The organism is Planctobacterium sp. R6, from assembly GCF_055755215.1.
In genome coordinates this window covers 32,886-47,654 of record NZ_JBVTQY010000037.1, presented here as the reverse complement: position 1 = coordinate 47,654, position 14,769 = coordinate 32,886, and the positions used below count along the sequence as shown (strand labels likewise).

Sequence of the window (14,769 nt, the reverse complement as noted above, 5' to 3'; positions counted from 1 at the left end):
GTTGTGGAACTTAATCCGGAGAGCAAAAAAGAAGCAGCTTAACGGCTTAGGCGACAACTACCTTGAAAAACGCCGGTTCCGATCCTTGCCAGTTGCAGCAAATCGTCTTGAACACGATAAATTAAAACCAAATCTGGTTTTATGTGGCAATCTCTAAATCCGTTCCAATTGCCAGCTAAAGGGTGATCTACATACTTGGCATCTGGCAAATCACCCTGCTGAATTGTTGAGATGACTTTCCCCACTTCCACAATATCTGGAATAGGTAGTTTGGTAATTTTTTTGAAGTCCTTCTTAAACTGGGAGGAGTATTCGAGTGTGAGCATTAGGAATGCTTGCCCTCGGATAATTCACTAATGAGATCAGTGACATTGTTTGCCTTTGTACCCAATCCATTTTGCAATTCTTGCATTGCGGCCTCAGTCGCTTTATTTGGCTGCTTAACTCTTAACTCAAATGGAATACCACCGTGGTTGATTACAGCGCGAGCGAAGAGTTTAATTGCCTGGGAAGGACTTAGCCCTACTTCATCACAAATTTGAGTGAAGGCTAACTTGGTATCATGATCGATACGCGTTGAAAGCATTTCAGTTTTCATAATCACACCTTTTGCTGCATTTGTAATACATAGTATAACAATTGCTTGTCATTGCATATAATGAAAAAGGTTATGAAAGGCACTCACTTTAAATTTTTTCAGTTTCCTTTTCCTAAATTTGGGCATGTTCACTTTTCCTGAGTCTGCAGGTTGCGTATTGATTTTTGGATTAAGATTTTAATGACACGTCAGCTGTACGCATATAAATACAGGTTTGAAATAAGTAAAAATGCCAAATTTTTAATCCATTGGAGTGTTTGCCTGATTGGTGTTATTTTTAACCGGAAATGACCTTTAAACAATTGATGGAACAACTTAATAACAATCAGGAGATCAGCATTGAATAATAACATCGTTAAAGATTCTAAGAAGTTGACCGTAGCGCGTTTGCTTACACTGTGCCTGCTATTGTTTATGCCTCTGGCATCGGTTACAGCCAATGAATCTCATGATATTTTCATGCCTGTCAGCGAAAATGCCTTTAGCAATGTGTTTCGTCATTCCATTGATTCGAAAAACCTGAATGCGAAAAGAACCGTTGATGTATCGCTACCTGTCAACTATGCAGAAACCGCAGAAAATATTACCTACCCCCTGATAGTCGTACTTGATGGTGAATTGTTATTCAATAGCGTCGCCAGTTTTGCACAACTTCAGGCGATGAACAGCCAAATGCCTGAAGCCATTGTCGTCGGTATTCCAAACGCTCCTGATGCCAGAAGGGATATGACGCCAAAAACTCTGGGTAAAAATGGCGAGCCTCTTTGGTTTGGCGGGCAAGAAGACCGCTATTTGTCATTTATTCAGCATGAAGTTTTACCCCTGATTGAGAAAAACTATCGAGTAGCAAACTTTAAAATACTCATCGGATTGTCACCATCAGCTAACTTTAGTTTGCATAGCTTCTGGAAGCAGCCCAATCTTTTCTCGGGCTATATCGCGGTCAACGGTGCTGACTTCAATGCTGCAGGGTACGAAGGTGAGAGTGTTTTCGAGAAAGTTGTAAAATCCGTTAAGCAACAAGAGCAAAACAAACGCTATTTGTATATTTCTATGCCGAAAGGCGGAGTTACCCGAAACCCACATATTTTAGAAAAATATAATGAGCTTTCTGATGAATTAACTCCCCACCTGAATAAACAGATAGAGTTCAAATGGGAAGTGATAGACAAAAAATCCTACGCCGCAGTGCTGCCCGCCATTATGTCGGGATTGGAACTGATATTTCCTGCTGAGGAATGGGACCCGTCTTACAGTCATTTTATCGCCAAAGAACCCGGTCAGACACTTGCTAACATCAAAACCTATTATGCCACGCTCAGTGATAAGTATGGCTTTACTGCGTTTCCTAAAGGTGAACGATTTTACAATCGAAACCGTTTAAAACGCATTGTTTATGTGCTCATTAACGAACAACGCTACACAGAAGCCGAAGCGGTACTCAACTACTGGTTATCTCTCTACCCACAATCCGCGAATGCGTACGACACTTATGCGGATCTTTACCGGGCACAAGATAACGCAGGTGCTGAATTGGAGTACCGTGCAAAGGCCGTGAAAGTTGCGCAGAAAAATCAGGACTTAAGGGTAGCGTTATTTGAAAGTTCTTTACGCGAATTACAAGAAAGAATACCTGCGCCTTAAAGTTCAGGTATTTAGCTGACGGTTTTTCAGACTTAATTCTGCACAACATTGATAAAATAGCAGCGCGAAGATGGCGAACAAATATGGTTTAACCTAAGCGCATAAAAAGGCACTACTACAGAAACTTACGCGCTGGCGCACTTAAATTTTTGCAGAGTGCGGCGTCAGGTGAATTATGGACAATCAAATAAAGGCATTTGCTGCAATAAAACAAGCTTCCGGTACTGAAGTTGGTGAATACAGTATCGATGAATTCGTCTCTCACCACTTAGAAGAATTACCTTCTGCGTATTGGCAAAAAACATCTGGGAACATCTACCCCTTAGGCTGCTGGTGTAATTGATTTGCTCATTTTGAGCAGTAAAGGGGACGATTCAAAAGTGTATGATTTTACGTTGCCAGATGAAGTCACAGATAATGTCGTTAGTGTATCTTTCGATGATGATGGTGAAATAGAAGATATTACAATGGAGAGTTAAATTTACCTAAAGACATGATCAAGATAACCTATGTCTGAAGGTTGGCTCGATATTCGTTCCCCACAAACTTTCATATCTCCCAGTGGATTTTCACACGGCTGCTATACTCAGCTACAAACATCAAATGGAAGATGACTTTGGAACCTGTGATCATCCTGGTATTGATTGGCTTTTTTTCAATAATCAGCCAGTTAGTTGCCCATCAATTAAAATTACCCGCCATCTTATTTCTGCTGCTTACAGGTATCGCGCTGGGGCCGGTTACCGGGGTGCTACAACCCGATATTCTGTTTGGGGAGCTGTTATTTCCGATTGTTTCCCTGTCTGTGGCCATCATCCTGTTTGAAGGCGCACTGTCGCTGAATTTTACCGAGCTGGGCGAGCACAAGCGCACTGTGTCGAGGCTTTGTACGATAGGTGCCATTGTGGGCTGGCTGGTGGTGGCACCCGCTGCCCACTACATTATGGGGCTGTCCTGGGAAATGGCCTTTTTGTTTAGCGCTATTGTCACTGTCACAGGTCCAACCGTGGTGATCCCTATGATACGTGCTGTGCGTCCCACCAAAAATGTCGCACAAATTCTGAAGTGGGAAGGCATCATTATTGACCCTATCGGTGCGCTCCTGGCGGTGTTGGTGTTCGAGTACATAGTGGCCAGTCAGGACGCGATGGCCAATACCTTTTTGGTGTTTATCAAAACCGTATCGATTGGTGCGATAATTGGTTTGATAGCGGGCTATTTGCTGGGGCTGGCTATTAAAAAAGGTGTGATCCCGGAATATCTGATCAACACCACGGTACTCATTTCAGTGTTATTCAGCTTTGAGGTGGCCAACCTGATGTCTCATGAAGGTGGTTTGCTGACTGTCACTGTGATGGGGATTTACCTGGGGAATAAGCGTGACATTAAAGTGGATAACATCCTGGAGTTTAAGGAAACCCTTTCGGTGCTGCTTATTTCCGGGCTGTTTATTATTCTGGCGGCGCGAATTGAATTAGAAAAACTCGCCGCTATTGCGGTACCTGCAACCCTGATCCTGTGTGTGATGATTTTGGTGGCTCGGCCATTCAATATTTATCTATCGACTTTTAAATCCAGGTTGTCCTGGCAGGAAAAAGGCCTGATTTCCTGGATGGCGCCAAGGGGTATCGTGGCCGCTGCGGTTTCTGCTTTATTCGAGTTAAAACTCAATATGATTGGCTTTGAAGATTCAGGTGTATTGGTGACCCTGGTGTTTTTTGTGATTGTGTTCACCGTCACGCTGCAGAGTTTGACTACCACGCCACTGGCAACCTTATTGAAACAAAGAGAAAAGGAGCCGAAGGGCTTTTTGATTTTTGGGGGGATTGGCTTTGCCCGTATGATAGCCAAAGAGCTGATCTCTTTGGGGTACACAGTAAGATACGCCGATACCAATTGGGAGTCTATTTCTGCGGCGCGAATGGATGGTATTCCCACCTACTTTGGCAACCCGAGTTCAGAGCATGCGACGCGCACTATGGATCTGACCGGAATTGGTAATGTGCTGGTGATGTCGGCCAATAAGCAGCTAAACCCCATTGTTACTCAGCACTTTCAATATCTGTTTGGTGATAAACACGTGATGGGCATCAGCCTTAGTGCGCAAAAAGGCTACGAAGGACACCTGCCCAGTGAGCATTATATGCAATCGTTGGGGTTATTTGGTGACACCACTTACGCAAAACTGGCCAGTCAAACGGCAAAAGGAGCCGTGATAAAACGCACAACGTTAACCGCCTGGTTTACATTTGAAGATTACAAAAATAAATACAAGGAACAGTTCACGCCGCTGTTTTTTATTGATCCCAAAGGTAATCTGGTTGCGTTTCGCAGCGGTGAAGAGAAGCAGCCCGGCGAGGGTTGCCAGATTATCAGTCTGGTAACGCCTCAGGCGAGCGATGGGTAAGGCTGCGTTGTTGCCGGTTTGAAACCAGCAGTTGGCTACGGCTATTTGGCGTGGCGCTTTATCACAAAGAACACGCTGGTTAATACCACTGCCGCTATCAGCGTGGTGGCGGCCATACCGGAGGGTTCCTTCACCATTTCCAGTGCGCCGCGACCGAAAAATACCGCGCTTAATCCCAGCGGCATAATACCTAGTACCGAACCCACAATATATTTAGGGTAATCCACCTTTAACATGCCGCTGAGCATACTGGTGATGGTAAAAGGTGGCGTTGGCGCAATACGCAGCGCCATCACGGCGTATATCACCTGGTTCTCAAGCTTATTTTTTATTTTGTCGATGTGTTTGGTGACTGATTCTCCCCACAATGAATCATCCACAAACTGTCCCAGCAAATAGCCGCCGGTTGCGGCGAGTGCAAACCCAGGCAGTACTATCAAAACACTGAGCCAGGTGGGAAAAATCAGACTGACCGCCAGAGACATGAGTGGAATGGGAATTAGCAAGGCACCGCCGAAGAAAAACAGGAGTAAAAACGCCAGTGCGGTCACCCAACTGACGGGCACTTCTTCGGTTAAATGCACCACCTTATCTATGGTTAAAAACGATTTAAGTGGTGTCAGAAAATACACAGCAAGCAGAGTTGCTGCGATAGTAACGGCTATGGTCAGGTTAATCCATTTGCGGTTTTTCATGATCTTGCTTCCTCAATTAGCCAGGCAAAAATATTACGTTGGGTTTGCAGGTAAAACAGGTATTCCGGATGCCATTGCACACCCAGTACTTTGTCGTTATCGCAAAGTTCGATAGCCTGTACGATTTGGGCCTTTTCACGGGCGGAGACCTGCAACTGCTTACCGGGTTTGGCCACGGCCTGAGAGTGAATGGCATTCACCTTAATGGGCTCATCACCCACTATCTCTTCCAGCAGTGAATCTTCTTTGGCGTAAACCACTGTTTTTCTGGGAAACGGGCTGCGAATTCTGGGTTTATCACCCAATAGCGGTAAGGTAGAGGTATACATGGTGCCGCCTAAAACGGCGTTAAGCAGTTGATGACCGCGACAGATCCCCAAAATGGGGATTTGCTTATTTAAGGCATGTTGAATGCAGTCTTTTTCCATTTCATCACGGGCCTTGTCATAGCTGCCCTTGGTAAAGCGCACCATAGCCTCCATCGGAAACAGCAGAGCTTCTTTGATGCGGGTGGCCAGACTGCGTTTTACTCTGGGAAGCGGCGCGCGGGTGCGATTGTCAGGATGAATATCTGAACCACCGCCAATAATGAAGCCGTCACAATGGGGCTTACTCTTGTATCGGGCCGGTGTCATGCGCACTGCTTTGCCGCCTGCCAGCCATACCCCAAGTGCGGTGAACCACCACGCCACCAGGCCACCACTATCCGGGCCGGTGACAATAATTATTGGTTTGCTATTCGCCATTTTTCCCTCCGATTATCAGGCGCCTGGCTGAAAATAAGGATGTTCAGCTGTTCCGGGAGCCCTTTTGAGTTTGTAACTAGCAATGACTAATAGGAAATTCGTGCCAGAGTTTTAAGAACATGTAACCCATTGATCAATAAGAATAAATTGGTTTTCCATAATGGTCTTTGGGGGGATTTCTGTGGGCGGTGTCGGGTAACGTGAAAATATTACAGGAAAGTCGTTGTAGGAATTATAAGGCCCGCAATTGTGCTGAGACATTGCGGGCACTACATGACAATTGTTGTGATGGCGATTGTTGCGGCGTTAATCGTTGGCTGCATCTTGTACCGCTTCGCCGGCTTTTTCCACATCCTTGCCGATACCTTCAATGGTGGCACAGGCCGACAGCGCGCTGATTGCGCAAACCATTAGCAGCCACTTTGTCATAGATTTCATTGTATTTTTCATGGTGATACTCCTGAAAGAACAAAGGGGCCAGACGGCCCCTGAAGTACAGTTCTGCGCTGCTATGAAGCTTCTGATGTGACGGTCAGATTACTCACAACTTTTTTCACATCATCGGTTTTTTGCGCAATGAGTACTGCGAGTTGTTCCTCGGCTTCTGAGGCGACTTCACCGTTCAGCGTCACCACGCCCTTTTCGGTGTCCACATCAATGCTGGTGCCGGAAACGTCTGATTCAACCAACAAGCGGGTTTTTACTACCGTGGTGATTTTCTTGTCGGTGAATTCTGAGTAGCTCTTTTCAGAGGGCTGTTTTTCCTGCTTTTGAACCACCACTAACTGGTTGTCCACCGACTTAACTCCCTCGATACTCAATGTCAGTTCTTCTGCCAGAGAGCTTTCTACTTCCCGGTCCACACTACCGGTGAGTATCACTTTGCCTTCTTTAACATCAGTGTTGATATCAAAGGAATTCAGTTCAGTGTTGAGCAGCAGGGTTGTTTCCACTTTGCCGTCAATCCAGGCGTCTTTTGCATCATCCTGCCAGTCCGCCGCGCTCACCTGAGCGACTAATAACGTTGAAAATGCAGTTGCAGTCAGGGTCTTTCTGAAAATAGTCATAATAGATCTCCTCTGTATGACGTTGGTTTATTCAGTAACAGTGTGTTTTAAAAGGTATGAGTCCGGATTATCAGCAATCCGTGTCTTCAGCTTTCACGCCTTCCTTAACTTCTTCACAGGCATCTTCGATAGCGTTACCTGCATCAGTGATGGCTTCATCGATTTCTTCACCGGCTTCTTCGGCGTTGTTGTCAGCGCAGCCTGCTGTGATCAGGGCCACAAAGAACAGGGATGCCAGTAGTTTGAATAACGTTGTTAACTTCATTGTTGATCTCCTTGTTAAAATCCAGTTCGGCGCATTTACGCCTTAGGGGACTTACCACGTAGTGCGTTGGAAAGCAGCGAAATGGCAAGTAATACCACGAACACGAAAAAGATAATTTTAGCGATACCGGCTGCAGCACCGGCAATGCCGGTAAAACCAAACAGGGCGGCAATAATGGCTACGATAAAAAAGGTTAATGCCCAACTTAACATGTGAACTCCTTACGGTGTTTGAACACAGTTGAGCTATAGCCAGATCGGTGCCAACTTTTAAGTTGTTGTTAAATATAGAAAAAATATTTTCAGGAGGACTGGGGCAGACAAGAATGGGTAAATTTTATCCGGCAGTGGGTAAATTTTACAATGTACTCCGTCTAGCCGGACTTTAATTGGCTGGGGGTCATACCGGTCCAGCGTTTTATGGCCCGGCGAAAGTTAGGCAGGTTGTTAAATCTGGAACTGCTTGCAGCCTGTTCGTTGCTCAGTTGTCTGACTTTTAAATCAAATAACGCGGTTTGAGACTTCACGCTGTCGTGAATTTGCTGAAAACTACAGCCGTGCTGTTTTAATTTACGTTTGAGTGTTGCCTGGCTTATCACCAGTGCATCGGCCAGTTCTTCCAGGTTGTTGATATTTTCGCGGGTCAGCAATTGTCGGGTGTATTGCAGTAATCCGATACGCTGCGGGGTTTTATGCAGTTGTGCGGAACACTGCAGGCGATGATGTTGTCTTGCCAGTGCACTGCTGTTGAGCAGTTTTTTGTTTAACCACTGGTTGTCTACCGCAATCATGTTTAACGGATAATTGAAGGTCAGACGGTGACCCAGGTTTTCTTCGTATTGATAGATATTGCGTGGTCGCTTTTGTCGAAAATAAAAATGCAGTGGTATCTGATGACCAATGTGCCATTTACAGGTGGCGTTGACAGCGGTGTAAAGCATTTCGTAAAAGAACAGTTGCTGCGCAGACTCTGCAATTGCATTGTCGACGATCAGCCATGTTTTGTCCTGATGTTGTCGTACTGTGATAAACAACCAGGGGAACATCAGATATTGATAACAGCGACACAAGCGCAACAAGTCAGCTAATGATGTGGCATTGTTGATGAGTTCGCTAACATCGGGATTCTGATTGGGGAACAGGCGACGGCCCAACAGAAAGCTGAGATCGCTGCTGTTTACCTGTTTTTGTGCATTGCTTAACAGGGTTTCAATTTGCGCAAAGCTCAGGTAGTTCTGGCGACGATATAGATCTTCGTAAAAAATGCCTGTACCGCGCAATAAAGGTTCGATATCCGCGCCGCGATTGCGACAAAGATCGATCAATTTGACCACCATGCTCTGGCAATCAAATTGTTTGTCTTTGTTCTCGAACCAGGCGCGTGTCATGCGGCTTGTGCTGCTCTTTTACTTAATTTTAGCGCTTCCATCTGGCTATTGAGTTGGCCGAGTAACTGATCGGCCTGGGTGGCCTGGCGCGCTTCGCTGACACAAATGCTGACCTGACAGTGAAATTCATTGTCTTCAGCCAAAGGATTAAAGTTGCGTTTGTGCAAGGCCTGCTCCAGTTGTCTGGCAATGGCTGTGGCGTCAGACTGACTGGTTTGCGGCAACATAACAATAAACCGATCACCGGCGTAACGACTGGCCAGATCCGTGGCGCGCAACTCTAACATGATGAATTCAGCTATTTCGCGTAAAAACTGATCACCGCGGGCATCGCCAAAACGGCGGTTAAATGCGTCAAAGTGGTCAATATCCAGCAGCAGCAGGCTAAATGGTGCCGCGCCGTTGTTCAGTGCGTTTAGCTCCTGCTCAATCTGATGCTTCATATATTCAGCGCTATACAGGCCGGTGATAAAATCCATCAGGCCGTGTTCCCGGTAAATCCGCTCGCGTCGGCGCAACTGTTCATTCACGGTAAGTTGTTCTTTGTGCCAGTGATACAGGCCTACGGTCATTAATATCATACCGATAGGAGCCGGAATGGATTCATAGGCGGTCAGCCAGGCATGGTTATCCGGATACTGAAAAAACTCATCCAGTAAATCCAGTAACATACTGACATGCATAAACAGCAAGCCCACAATAAGTAACACTGTGACCTTTCCGGCGGGGCGACTAATAAGGGTGAAAAAAATCCAGGCCAGGGTCATCAGGGTGATACCCCCTTCACCCAGGGTATCCGTCCACTCGAATTCGGCGGCGGGTTTCAGGTCACCGATATTTGCTGTAAAGACCACGGTTACGCTGATAAATAACAATACCAATGCGATGAGTTTGCTGTGCAGCTTTAACAGTTTGAAGTTCATGGTTTGTGTTCCTGAATGAATTCGCGCGTATTTTAATCTAAGGCGGGGCGCGGCAATAGGGTCAAATTAGCTCACTGATTTGTGGTGGGGAATATTCGCCGCGCTGAAGTTAGCCGGGCAGGAGCTGTCTCAGGGCCGGATAAACGTCTGTTGAAATAACTTAACACTATGAAAATTAAAGATAATTGTTAAAGAATCAAATCAGCTCAAAACGGTTGTCTGCTCCCGGTAAAAGCCTGTTGAAGAGGCCCGGTTCCTGCAATTTGTCATAAATATGCAGCCTAATTGTCATATTGCCTCATTACTTTGCGCCCAGTTTTTATCGCAAACACAACACATCATAGGCAACACGATGCAACACACAACATTTCGTAAAAGTATTCTTGGGCTGGCCTGTGGGCTGGCGCTGTCAGGCGCACCTGCACACGCCGAGGGCGATTTGTCCGGCAAGGTGACCAGTGCCGATACCAGCATTGTACTGGAAGGTGCATTAGTGGAAATTCCGGCGTTGAATCTCAAAGAGGTAACCACGCGCGATGGTCGTTTTCGATTCCACAACCTGAAAGATGGCCTGTATCAGGTTCGCGTTACCTACCTGGGTGCGGAAACCAAAACCTTTCCCATTGAAATCAAAAATGGTGAGAACCTCAATACCCAACTCGCCATGGGCGGGACCGAGGCAGCATTAGAAGAATTATTGGTGGTGGGGCAACGCGCTTCTCAGGCCAGTGCGTTAAACCGGCAAAAAAATGCTAATCGCGTAACGTCGATTGTTTCTGCTGATGCGATTGGTCAGTTTCCCGATCAAAATGTCGCGGAATCTTTGCAGCGTCTGCCGGGTATGTTTATTCAGCGCGATCAGGGTGAAGGCCGCTTTGTAGGTATTCGCGGCATCGATCCCAATCTGAATAACCTGACCATTAATGGGGTAAACATTCCGTCACCGGAAAGCGGCGTGCGCAGTGTTGCCATGGACGTGATCCCATCGGAATTGGTGGACAGCCTGGAAGTCAGCAAAACCGTGACACCTGATATGGATGCTGATGCCGTGGGTGGCTCCATTGAAGTAAAAAGCCTGAGCGGTTTAGACCGCCCGGCAAACTCCTTTAGTTTTACCGGGCAGTTGAGCCAAAGTCAGTTGCGTGATGAAACCAGCCCCAAATTGTCGGGCAGTTACAGTACCGCCTGGGATTTACAAGGTGGTAACCGCTTTGCGCTTGCCACGGCGGTTAGCTGGGCAGAACGCAAATTCGGTTCAGACAATATGGAAGTTGATGGTGGCTGGGGTCACTACGATATCGAGGATGACACCAGCGGTGAAGAGGTTGAGATATTTTCTGCCGAAGAAATTGAACAGCGAGCCTACTGGATCAAGCGTGAGCGCACGGGACTGGCATTAAACCTGGATTATCAAACCGCTGACAGTGACTATTACCTGAGAACGCTGTACAGCGTGTTCTCCGATGATGAGTATCGTCTGCGCAACGAATACAAGCTGTCTGATGGCAATCTGCTGAGCTACAGTGACAATGCCGCCCAGTTTATTGATGCTGAGATGGATCGCGATACCAAAGATCGCTTCGAAGAGCAGAAAATCTGGTCCAGTGTGCTGGGTGGCGAAACCCGGGTGGATAGCTGGACGCTGGAATACAGTGTCAGTTACGCTAAATCCAGCGAAGATGAGCCTGGAGCGGTTGAAGCGGACTTTAAAGGCGAAGAACTGCAACTGGGCTACACCACACTGGGACAAACCCCATCCCTGACTCAGTCAGCCAATGCCCATGATCTGGCAAACTTTGAACTGGATGAAATTATCTGGACTAACAACCTCACCGAAGACGATGAAGTGAGCTTTAAGTTTGATGCCAGCCATGACTTTGTCTGGAACAACCACAATGCCACCTTTAAAACCGGGATGAAATACCGCAGTCGCGAGAAGTTTCTGGATGCCAATGTGACGGTGTTTGATGGCGGCTTTAATGATGCAACCGGCGCTGATTTTGCGTTAGCTGAGGTGGACTGGGGATTAGGCAGTTTTGGCCCGGGTATCAACCGGACGCCACTGCGCAACTTTTTCAACAGCAATCTGTCCGGATTTGAAATCAATGATCTGGATACCACTATCGAATCCAGTGGGGCATCTTATGAGTCTGGTGAGGATATCTTTGCGGCATACGCCATGTTGGATCTGGACCTGGACAAATGGAACATCATTGTTGGTTTGCGTTACGAAGACACCCAGTTTACTACCTCGGGCAATCGGGTTGAATTAATCGTAGACGACGTAGCGGATATTGAGGAAGTGGTGGTGACGCCCTGGAATGTGGAAAAGGATTATGAGCACCTGTTGCCCAGCCTGAATGTGCGCTACGACTTCAACGACAAGCTATTAGCCCGCTTTGCCTATACGCAAACCATTGCCCGGCCCAGCTTTGAAGATTCCGCGGCATTTCAGTTGATTGCCAACGAAACGGAAGAAGACGATGGCGAAATCGAAACCGTTGTTGAGGCCGAAGTGGGCAATCCGCACCTGGATCCGTATGAGTCGCAAAACCTGGATCTCTCAATTGAGTACTATCCCGGTCACATCGGTATTTTGTCTGCCGGTTTGTTTTACAAAGACATCGACAACTTTATCGTGCTGACCGAAGTTCAGGACAACGGTCAATGGGAAGGATTTGACGAAGTTCTGCAGCCGGTGAATGGCGGCAGCGCCAGTATCACAGGTATTGAACTGGCCTGGGCAAAAACCTTTCAAAATGGCCTGTTATTCAGTGCCAATGCGACCTTTACCGATTCTGATGACGCCTTACCCAATCAGGCCGACAGGGTAGGGAACCTGGCGATAGGTTATGAAAACAATCAGCTCAGCGCCCGGCTGACCTGGAGTCATAAGAGTGAGTCTTATCAGTTTGATGACCAGGACGCCCCCGTGTATGAGGATGTGCATAATCAGCTGGATTTAAACGTCAAATATTACATCAACGACAACATGCATCTGTATGTAAATGGCGTCAATCTCAATGATGAGCCGCTGTATCTGTATCACAACAACAGCCGTTATGCCTATCAGTATGAAACCTACGGCAGAACCTTTGAAATTGGGTTCAGCTGGAACAGTTTCTGAGTGGCATTGGGGGCTTTCAGGCCCCCAGTTTGAGCTTTTAGTTATCTCGTATTAAGTGGATTATCATGTTAATTAACAATTTAAATATCAAGCAAATCTTGTTGGGTTTGTCTTTGCTGGTGCTGTCTTTACAGAGTCTGGCGGTGGAGTTTTTATCAGGCTTGCCGCAACAACACTGGCTTGTCAGCACAGCCCAGAACGGCCTGCAGGTTTTGGATACTGAACTTCGGATGGTGGCCCGGTTGCCGGGGCGATATGGGCAAACTGACGCCATCACCACCGCGGATGGCAAAGTTATTATTGCGGCACTAAACCAGAACGAAAACAGCCTGGATATTTTGCACTGGACAGGTACGCAATTAACCTTGTTGCAACGACAGCCTGAAACGCTGCTGGCGCTGGAAGGCGTGTGTCTGTATCAGCAAAATCAGAGCGCTGATGTGCATGCGTTTTTGTTGCTGGAGCACACCGAAATTGAGCAGCGAATTATCTATCATGCCGGTCAACAGCAGGTGCTCAATCAGCCGGTCAGACATTTGCCTGTGCCCGATGCCGTGACGGCGTGCGCGGTGGATAGTCAACGGGACAGATTATACTACGTAGAAGAAGGGGTTGGGGTCTGGCATATGAGCGCTCACCCGGAAAGCGATAAGGGACGGGAGGCAGTTGCCATGCAACAGCCTTTCGGGCATCTGAATGAATCAGTGGAAAGACTGCAACTGCTTGCTGATGGCAGCCTGGTACTGCCGCAAATTGAGGGTGGTAGTTTGCAAATCTACTCGCCTCAGGGGGAATGGCAAACACAATCAGTGGGTTCTTTGGCAGAAGCCCTTGCCCTGCAAATTGTGGCTGACAATTCCCTGCAATTGCTCACCGGTGACAATCTCAATGAGCTGGTGTTGAACAATATTGCTATGCGTCAAAACGAAAGTCCGGTAGTGAGGGGGTTTCCGCAAATAATGCCCTCTGCAGAAACTGGTACTATGCAAAAATACGGTGATGCAGCGGATGATCCGGCTATCTGGTTTAACCCAAAAAATCCACAGGAAAGTCGGATACTGGGCACCGACAAAAAACGCGGTTTAGCCGTATTTGATCTAGCGGGCAATGAGTTACAGTTTCTGGAAGTTGGCCGTATCAATAATGTTGATTTACGTGCCGGATTTGAATATCAGGGCATAACCCAGACGTTGGCGGCAGCCAGTCAGCGGGATAATAACAGTATCAGCCTGTTTCTTATTGATGCCGGCGGTCATGTCACCTCAGCCGGGGAAGTGATGACCAGTCTGGATGAAGTCTACGGTCTGTGCATGTATCAGGGCGAAGGACAACATTATGTGTTTATCAATGATAAGGACGGCCGTTATCAGCAGTATCAAATCAACCCGGATTTAGGCGGGAAACTGGTGCGCGAATTTAAACTGGACGGCCAGCCTGAAGGCTGTGTTGCCAACGATGCCAGCCACGAGTTGTTTGTGGGCATTGAAGACAGGGGGATTTGGTACAGTTCAGCCAGGGCTGATACCCGTCAGGCGCCACAGAACATAATACAGGTGGGTGGACCCCTGCAGGACGATGTGGAAGGCATGGCTCTGTACCTGACCGAAAAGGCACACTATCTGGTGGTGTCCAGCCAGGGGAACAACAGTTATGCGCTGTATCATGCGCAGGCACCGTTTGATTATGTCGGTTCGTTTCAAATCGCAGCCAATGTCCTCGCGGGTATTGATGGTGCTTCAGAAACGGATGGACTGGATGTGTCCAGCGCCAACTTTGGCGGCGTCTATCAGGATGGCTTGCTGGTGGTACAGGATGGGCGCAATGTGATGCCTGCTCAGCCGCAGAATTTTAAACTTGTGGCATTCAGTGACATTCTCGCTGGCCTTAAACTTCAGTAAATCGCAGGGAAT

The 14,769-nt window shown here is 47.2% G+C and carries 15 protein-coding genes; 5 read left to right on the top strand and 10 right to left on the bottom strand.

The features are described from left to right. Positions 1–38 precede the first annotated feature (38 nt). Together AC0J20_RS18655 and AC0J20_RS18650 are read right to left on the bottom strand one after the other, a co-directional pair. On the bottom strand, positions 39–326 hold the full coding sequence (locus AC0J20_RS18655) for a type II toxin-antitoxin system RelE/ParE family toxin (RefSeq protein ID WP_473022893.1): 288 nt from the start codon (positions 324–326) through the stop codon (positions 39–41). Further along, positions 326–598: a type II toxin-antitoxin system RelB/DinJ family antitoxin gene (locus AC0J20_RS18650; protein WP_229530226.1), complete on the bottom strand. Its 273-nt coding sequence runs from the start codon at positions 596–598 to the stop codon at positions 326–328. The genes AC0J20_RS18655 and AC0J20_RS18650 overlap by 1 nt, the downstream gene beginning before the upstream one ends. A 339-nt stretch (positions 599–937) precedes the next feature. On the opposite strand from AC0J20_RS18650, the gene AC0J20_RS18645 reads away from it, so the two are divergent. From AC0J20_RS18645 to AC0J20_RS18635, 3 genes are all read left to right on the top strand, one after another. After that, positions 938–2,242 (top strand): alpha/beta hydrolase-fold protein, encoded by a 1,305-nt coding sequence (locus AC0J20_RS18645; protein WP_473022892.1) that lies wholly within the window; start codon positions 938–940, stop codon positions 2,240–2,242. Between the two features lie 175 nt (positions 2,243–2,417). Further along, positions 2,418–2,585, top strand: coding sequence for a hypothetical protein (locus tag AC0J20_RS18640; RefSeq protein ID WP_473022891.1), 168 nt, complete (start codon positions 2,418–2,420; stop codon positions 2,583–2,585). Between the two features lie 267 nt (positions 2,586–2,852). Next, positions 2,853–4,649 (top strand): cation:proton antiporter, encoded by a 1,797-nt coding sequence (locus AC0J20_RS18635; protein WP_473022890.1) that lies wholly within the window; start codon positions 2,853–2,855, stop codon positions 4,647–4,649. 41 nt (positions 4,650–4,690) lie between these two features. Here AC0J20_RS18635 and AC0J20_RS18630 read toward each other — a convergent pair whose 3' ends face one another. From AC0J20_RS18630 to AC0J20_RS18595, 8 genes are all read right to left on the bottom strand, one after another. Then, positions 4,691–5,344: a TVP38/TMEM64 family protein gene (locus AC0J20_RS18630; RefSeq protein ID WP_473022889.1), complete on the bottom strand. Its 654-nt coding sequence runs from the start codon at positions 5,342–5,344 to the stop codon at positions 4,691–4,693. Beyond that, a complete protein-coding gene (locus AC0J20_RS18625) occupies positions 5,341–6,090 on the bottom strand; it encodes a gamma-glutamyl-gamma-aminobutyrate hydrolase family protein (protein ID WP_473022888.1) in 750 nt (249 codons plus the stop codon). The genes AC0J20_RS18630 and AC0J20_RS18625 overlap by 4 nt, the downstream gene beginning before the upstream one ends. 306 nt (positions 6,091–6,396) lie before the next feature. Then, entirely contained in the window at positions 6,397–6,540 is a 144-nt protein-coding gene (locus AC0J20_RS18620; RefSeq protein ID WP_229530221.1) for an entericidin A/B family lipoprotein, read from the bottom strand. Positions 6,541–6,599: 59 nt separating this feature from the next. After that, positions 6,600–7,157 carry a BON domain-containing protein gene (locus AC0J20_RS18615; RefSeq protein WP_229530220.1) on the bottom strand — a complete coding sequence of 186 codons (558 nt, stop codon included), beginning with the start codon at positions 7,155–7,157 and terminating at the stop codon, positions 6,600–6,602. 70 nt (positions 7,158–7,227) lie between these two features. After that, positions 7,228–7,422 carry a hypothetical protein gene (locus tag AC0J20_RS18610; protein WP_473022887.1) on the bottom strand — a complete coding sequence of 65 codons (195 nt, stop codon included), beginning with the start codon at positions 7,420–7,422 and terminating at the stop codon, positions 7,228–7,230. 35 nt (positions 7,423–7,457) lie between these two features. Then, complete coding sequence (locus AC0J20_RS18605; RefSeq protein WP_229530218.1) at positions 7,458–7,634, bottom strand: DUF1328 domain-containing protein; 177 nt, start codon at positions 7,632–7,634, stop codon at positions 7,458–7,460. 161 nt (positions 7,635–7,795) lie between these two features. Beyond that, the gene (locus tag AC0J20_RS18600; RefSeq protein WP_473022886.1) at positions 7,796–8,809 is read right to left on the bottom strand and encodes an AraC family transcriptional regulator ligand-binding domain-containing protein; all 1,014 of its coding nucleotides are present in this window, start codon (positions 8,807–8,809) and stop codon (positions 7,796–7,798) included. Next, the gene (locus AC0J20_RS18595; RefSeq protein WP_473022885.1) at positions 8,806–9,732 is read right to left on the bottom strand and encodes a GGDEF domain-containing protein; all 927 of its coding nucleotides are present in this window, start codon (positions 9,730–9,732) and stop codon (positions 8,806–8,808) included. The genes AC0J20_RS18600 and AC0J20_RS18595 overlap by 4 nt, the downstream gene beginning before the upstream one ends. 352 nt (positions 9,733–10,084) lie before the next feature. Between AC0J20_RS18595 and AC0J20_RS18590 the strand changes: the two genes are divergently transcribed. Continuing rightward, positions 10,085–12,859 carry a TonB-dependent receptor gene (locus AC0J20_RS18590; RefSeq protein ID WP_473022883.1) on the top strand — a complete coding sequence of 925 codons (2,775 nt, stop codon included), beginning with the start codon at positions 10,085–10,087 and terminating at the stop codon, positions 12,857–12,859. Positions 12,860–12,924: 65 nt separating this feature from the next. Continuing rightward, entirely contained in the window at positions 12,925–14,757 is a 1,833-nt protein-coding gene (locus AC0J20_RS18585) for a phytase (protein ID WP_473022882.1), read from the top strand. Positions 14,758–14,769: the final 12 nt, after the last annotated feature.

Bases quoted from the DNA above. Each gene is read 5' to 3' on its own strand.
- AC0J20_RS18620 (WP_229530221.1), bottom strand. From the start codon at position 6,540: ATGAAAAATACAATGAAATCTATGACAAAGTGGCTGCTAATGGTTTGC.
- AC0J20_RS18600 (WP_473022886.1), bottom strand. From the start codon at position 8,809: ATGACACGCGCCTGGTTCGAGAACAAAGACAAACAATTTGATTGCCAG.
- AC0J20_RS18635 (WP_473022890.1), top strand. From the start codon at position 2,853: ATGACTTTGGAACCTGTGATCATCCTGGTATTGATTGGCTTTTTTTCA.
- AC0J20_RS18610 (WP_473022887.1), bottom strand. From the start codon at position 7,422: ATGAAGTTAACAACGTTATTCAAACTACTGGCATCCCTGTTCTTTGTG.
- AC0J20_RS18650 (WP_229530226.1), bottom strand. From the start codon at position 598: ATGAAAACTGAAATGCTTTCAACGCGTATCGATCATGATACCAAGTTA.
- AC0J20_RS18630 (WP_473022889.1), bottom strand. From the start codon at position 5,344: ATGAAAAACCGCAAATGGATTAACCTGACCATAGCCGTTACTATCGCA.
- AC0J20_RS18615 (WP_229530220.1), bottom strand. From the start codon at position 7,157: ATGACTATTTTCAGAAAGACCCTGACTGCAACTGCATTTTCAACGTTA.
- AC0J20_RS18595 (WP_473022885.1), bottom strand. From the start codon at position 9,732: ATGAACTTCAAACTGTTAAAGCTGCACAGCAAACTCATCGCATTGGTA.
- AC0J20_RS18640 (WP_473022891.1), top strand. From the start codon at position 2,418: ATGGACAATCAAATAAAGGCATTTGCTGCAATAAAACAAGCTTCCGGT.
- AC0J20_RS18655 (WP_473022893.1), bottom strand. From the start codon at position 326: ATGCTCACACTCGAATACTCCTCCCAGTTTAAGAAGGACTTCAAAAAA.
- AC0J20_RS18605 (WP_229530218.1), bottom strand. From the start codon at position 7,634: ATGTTAAGTTGGGCATTAACCTTTTTTATCGTAGCCATTATTGCCGCC.
- AC0J20_RS18585 (WP_473022882.1), top strand. From the start codon at position 12,925: ATGTTAATTAACAATTTAAATATCAAGCAAATCTTGTTGGGTTTGTCT.
- AC0J20_RS18590 (WP_473022883.1), top strand. From the start codon at position 10,085: ATGCAACACACAACATTTCGTAAAAGTATTCTTGGGCTGGCCTGTGGG.
- AC0J20_RS18625 (WP_473022888.1), bottom strand. From the start codon at position 6,090: ATGGCGAATAGCAAACCAATAATTATTGTCACCGGCCCGGATAGTGGT.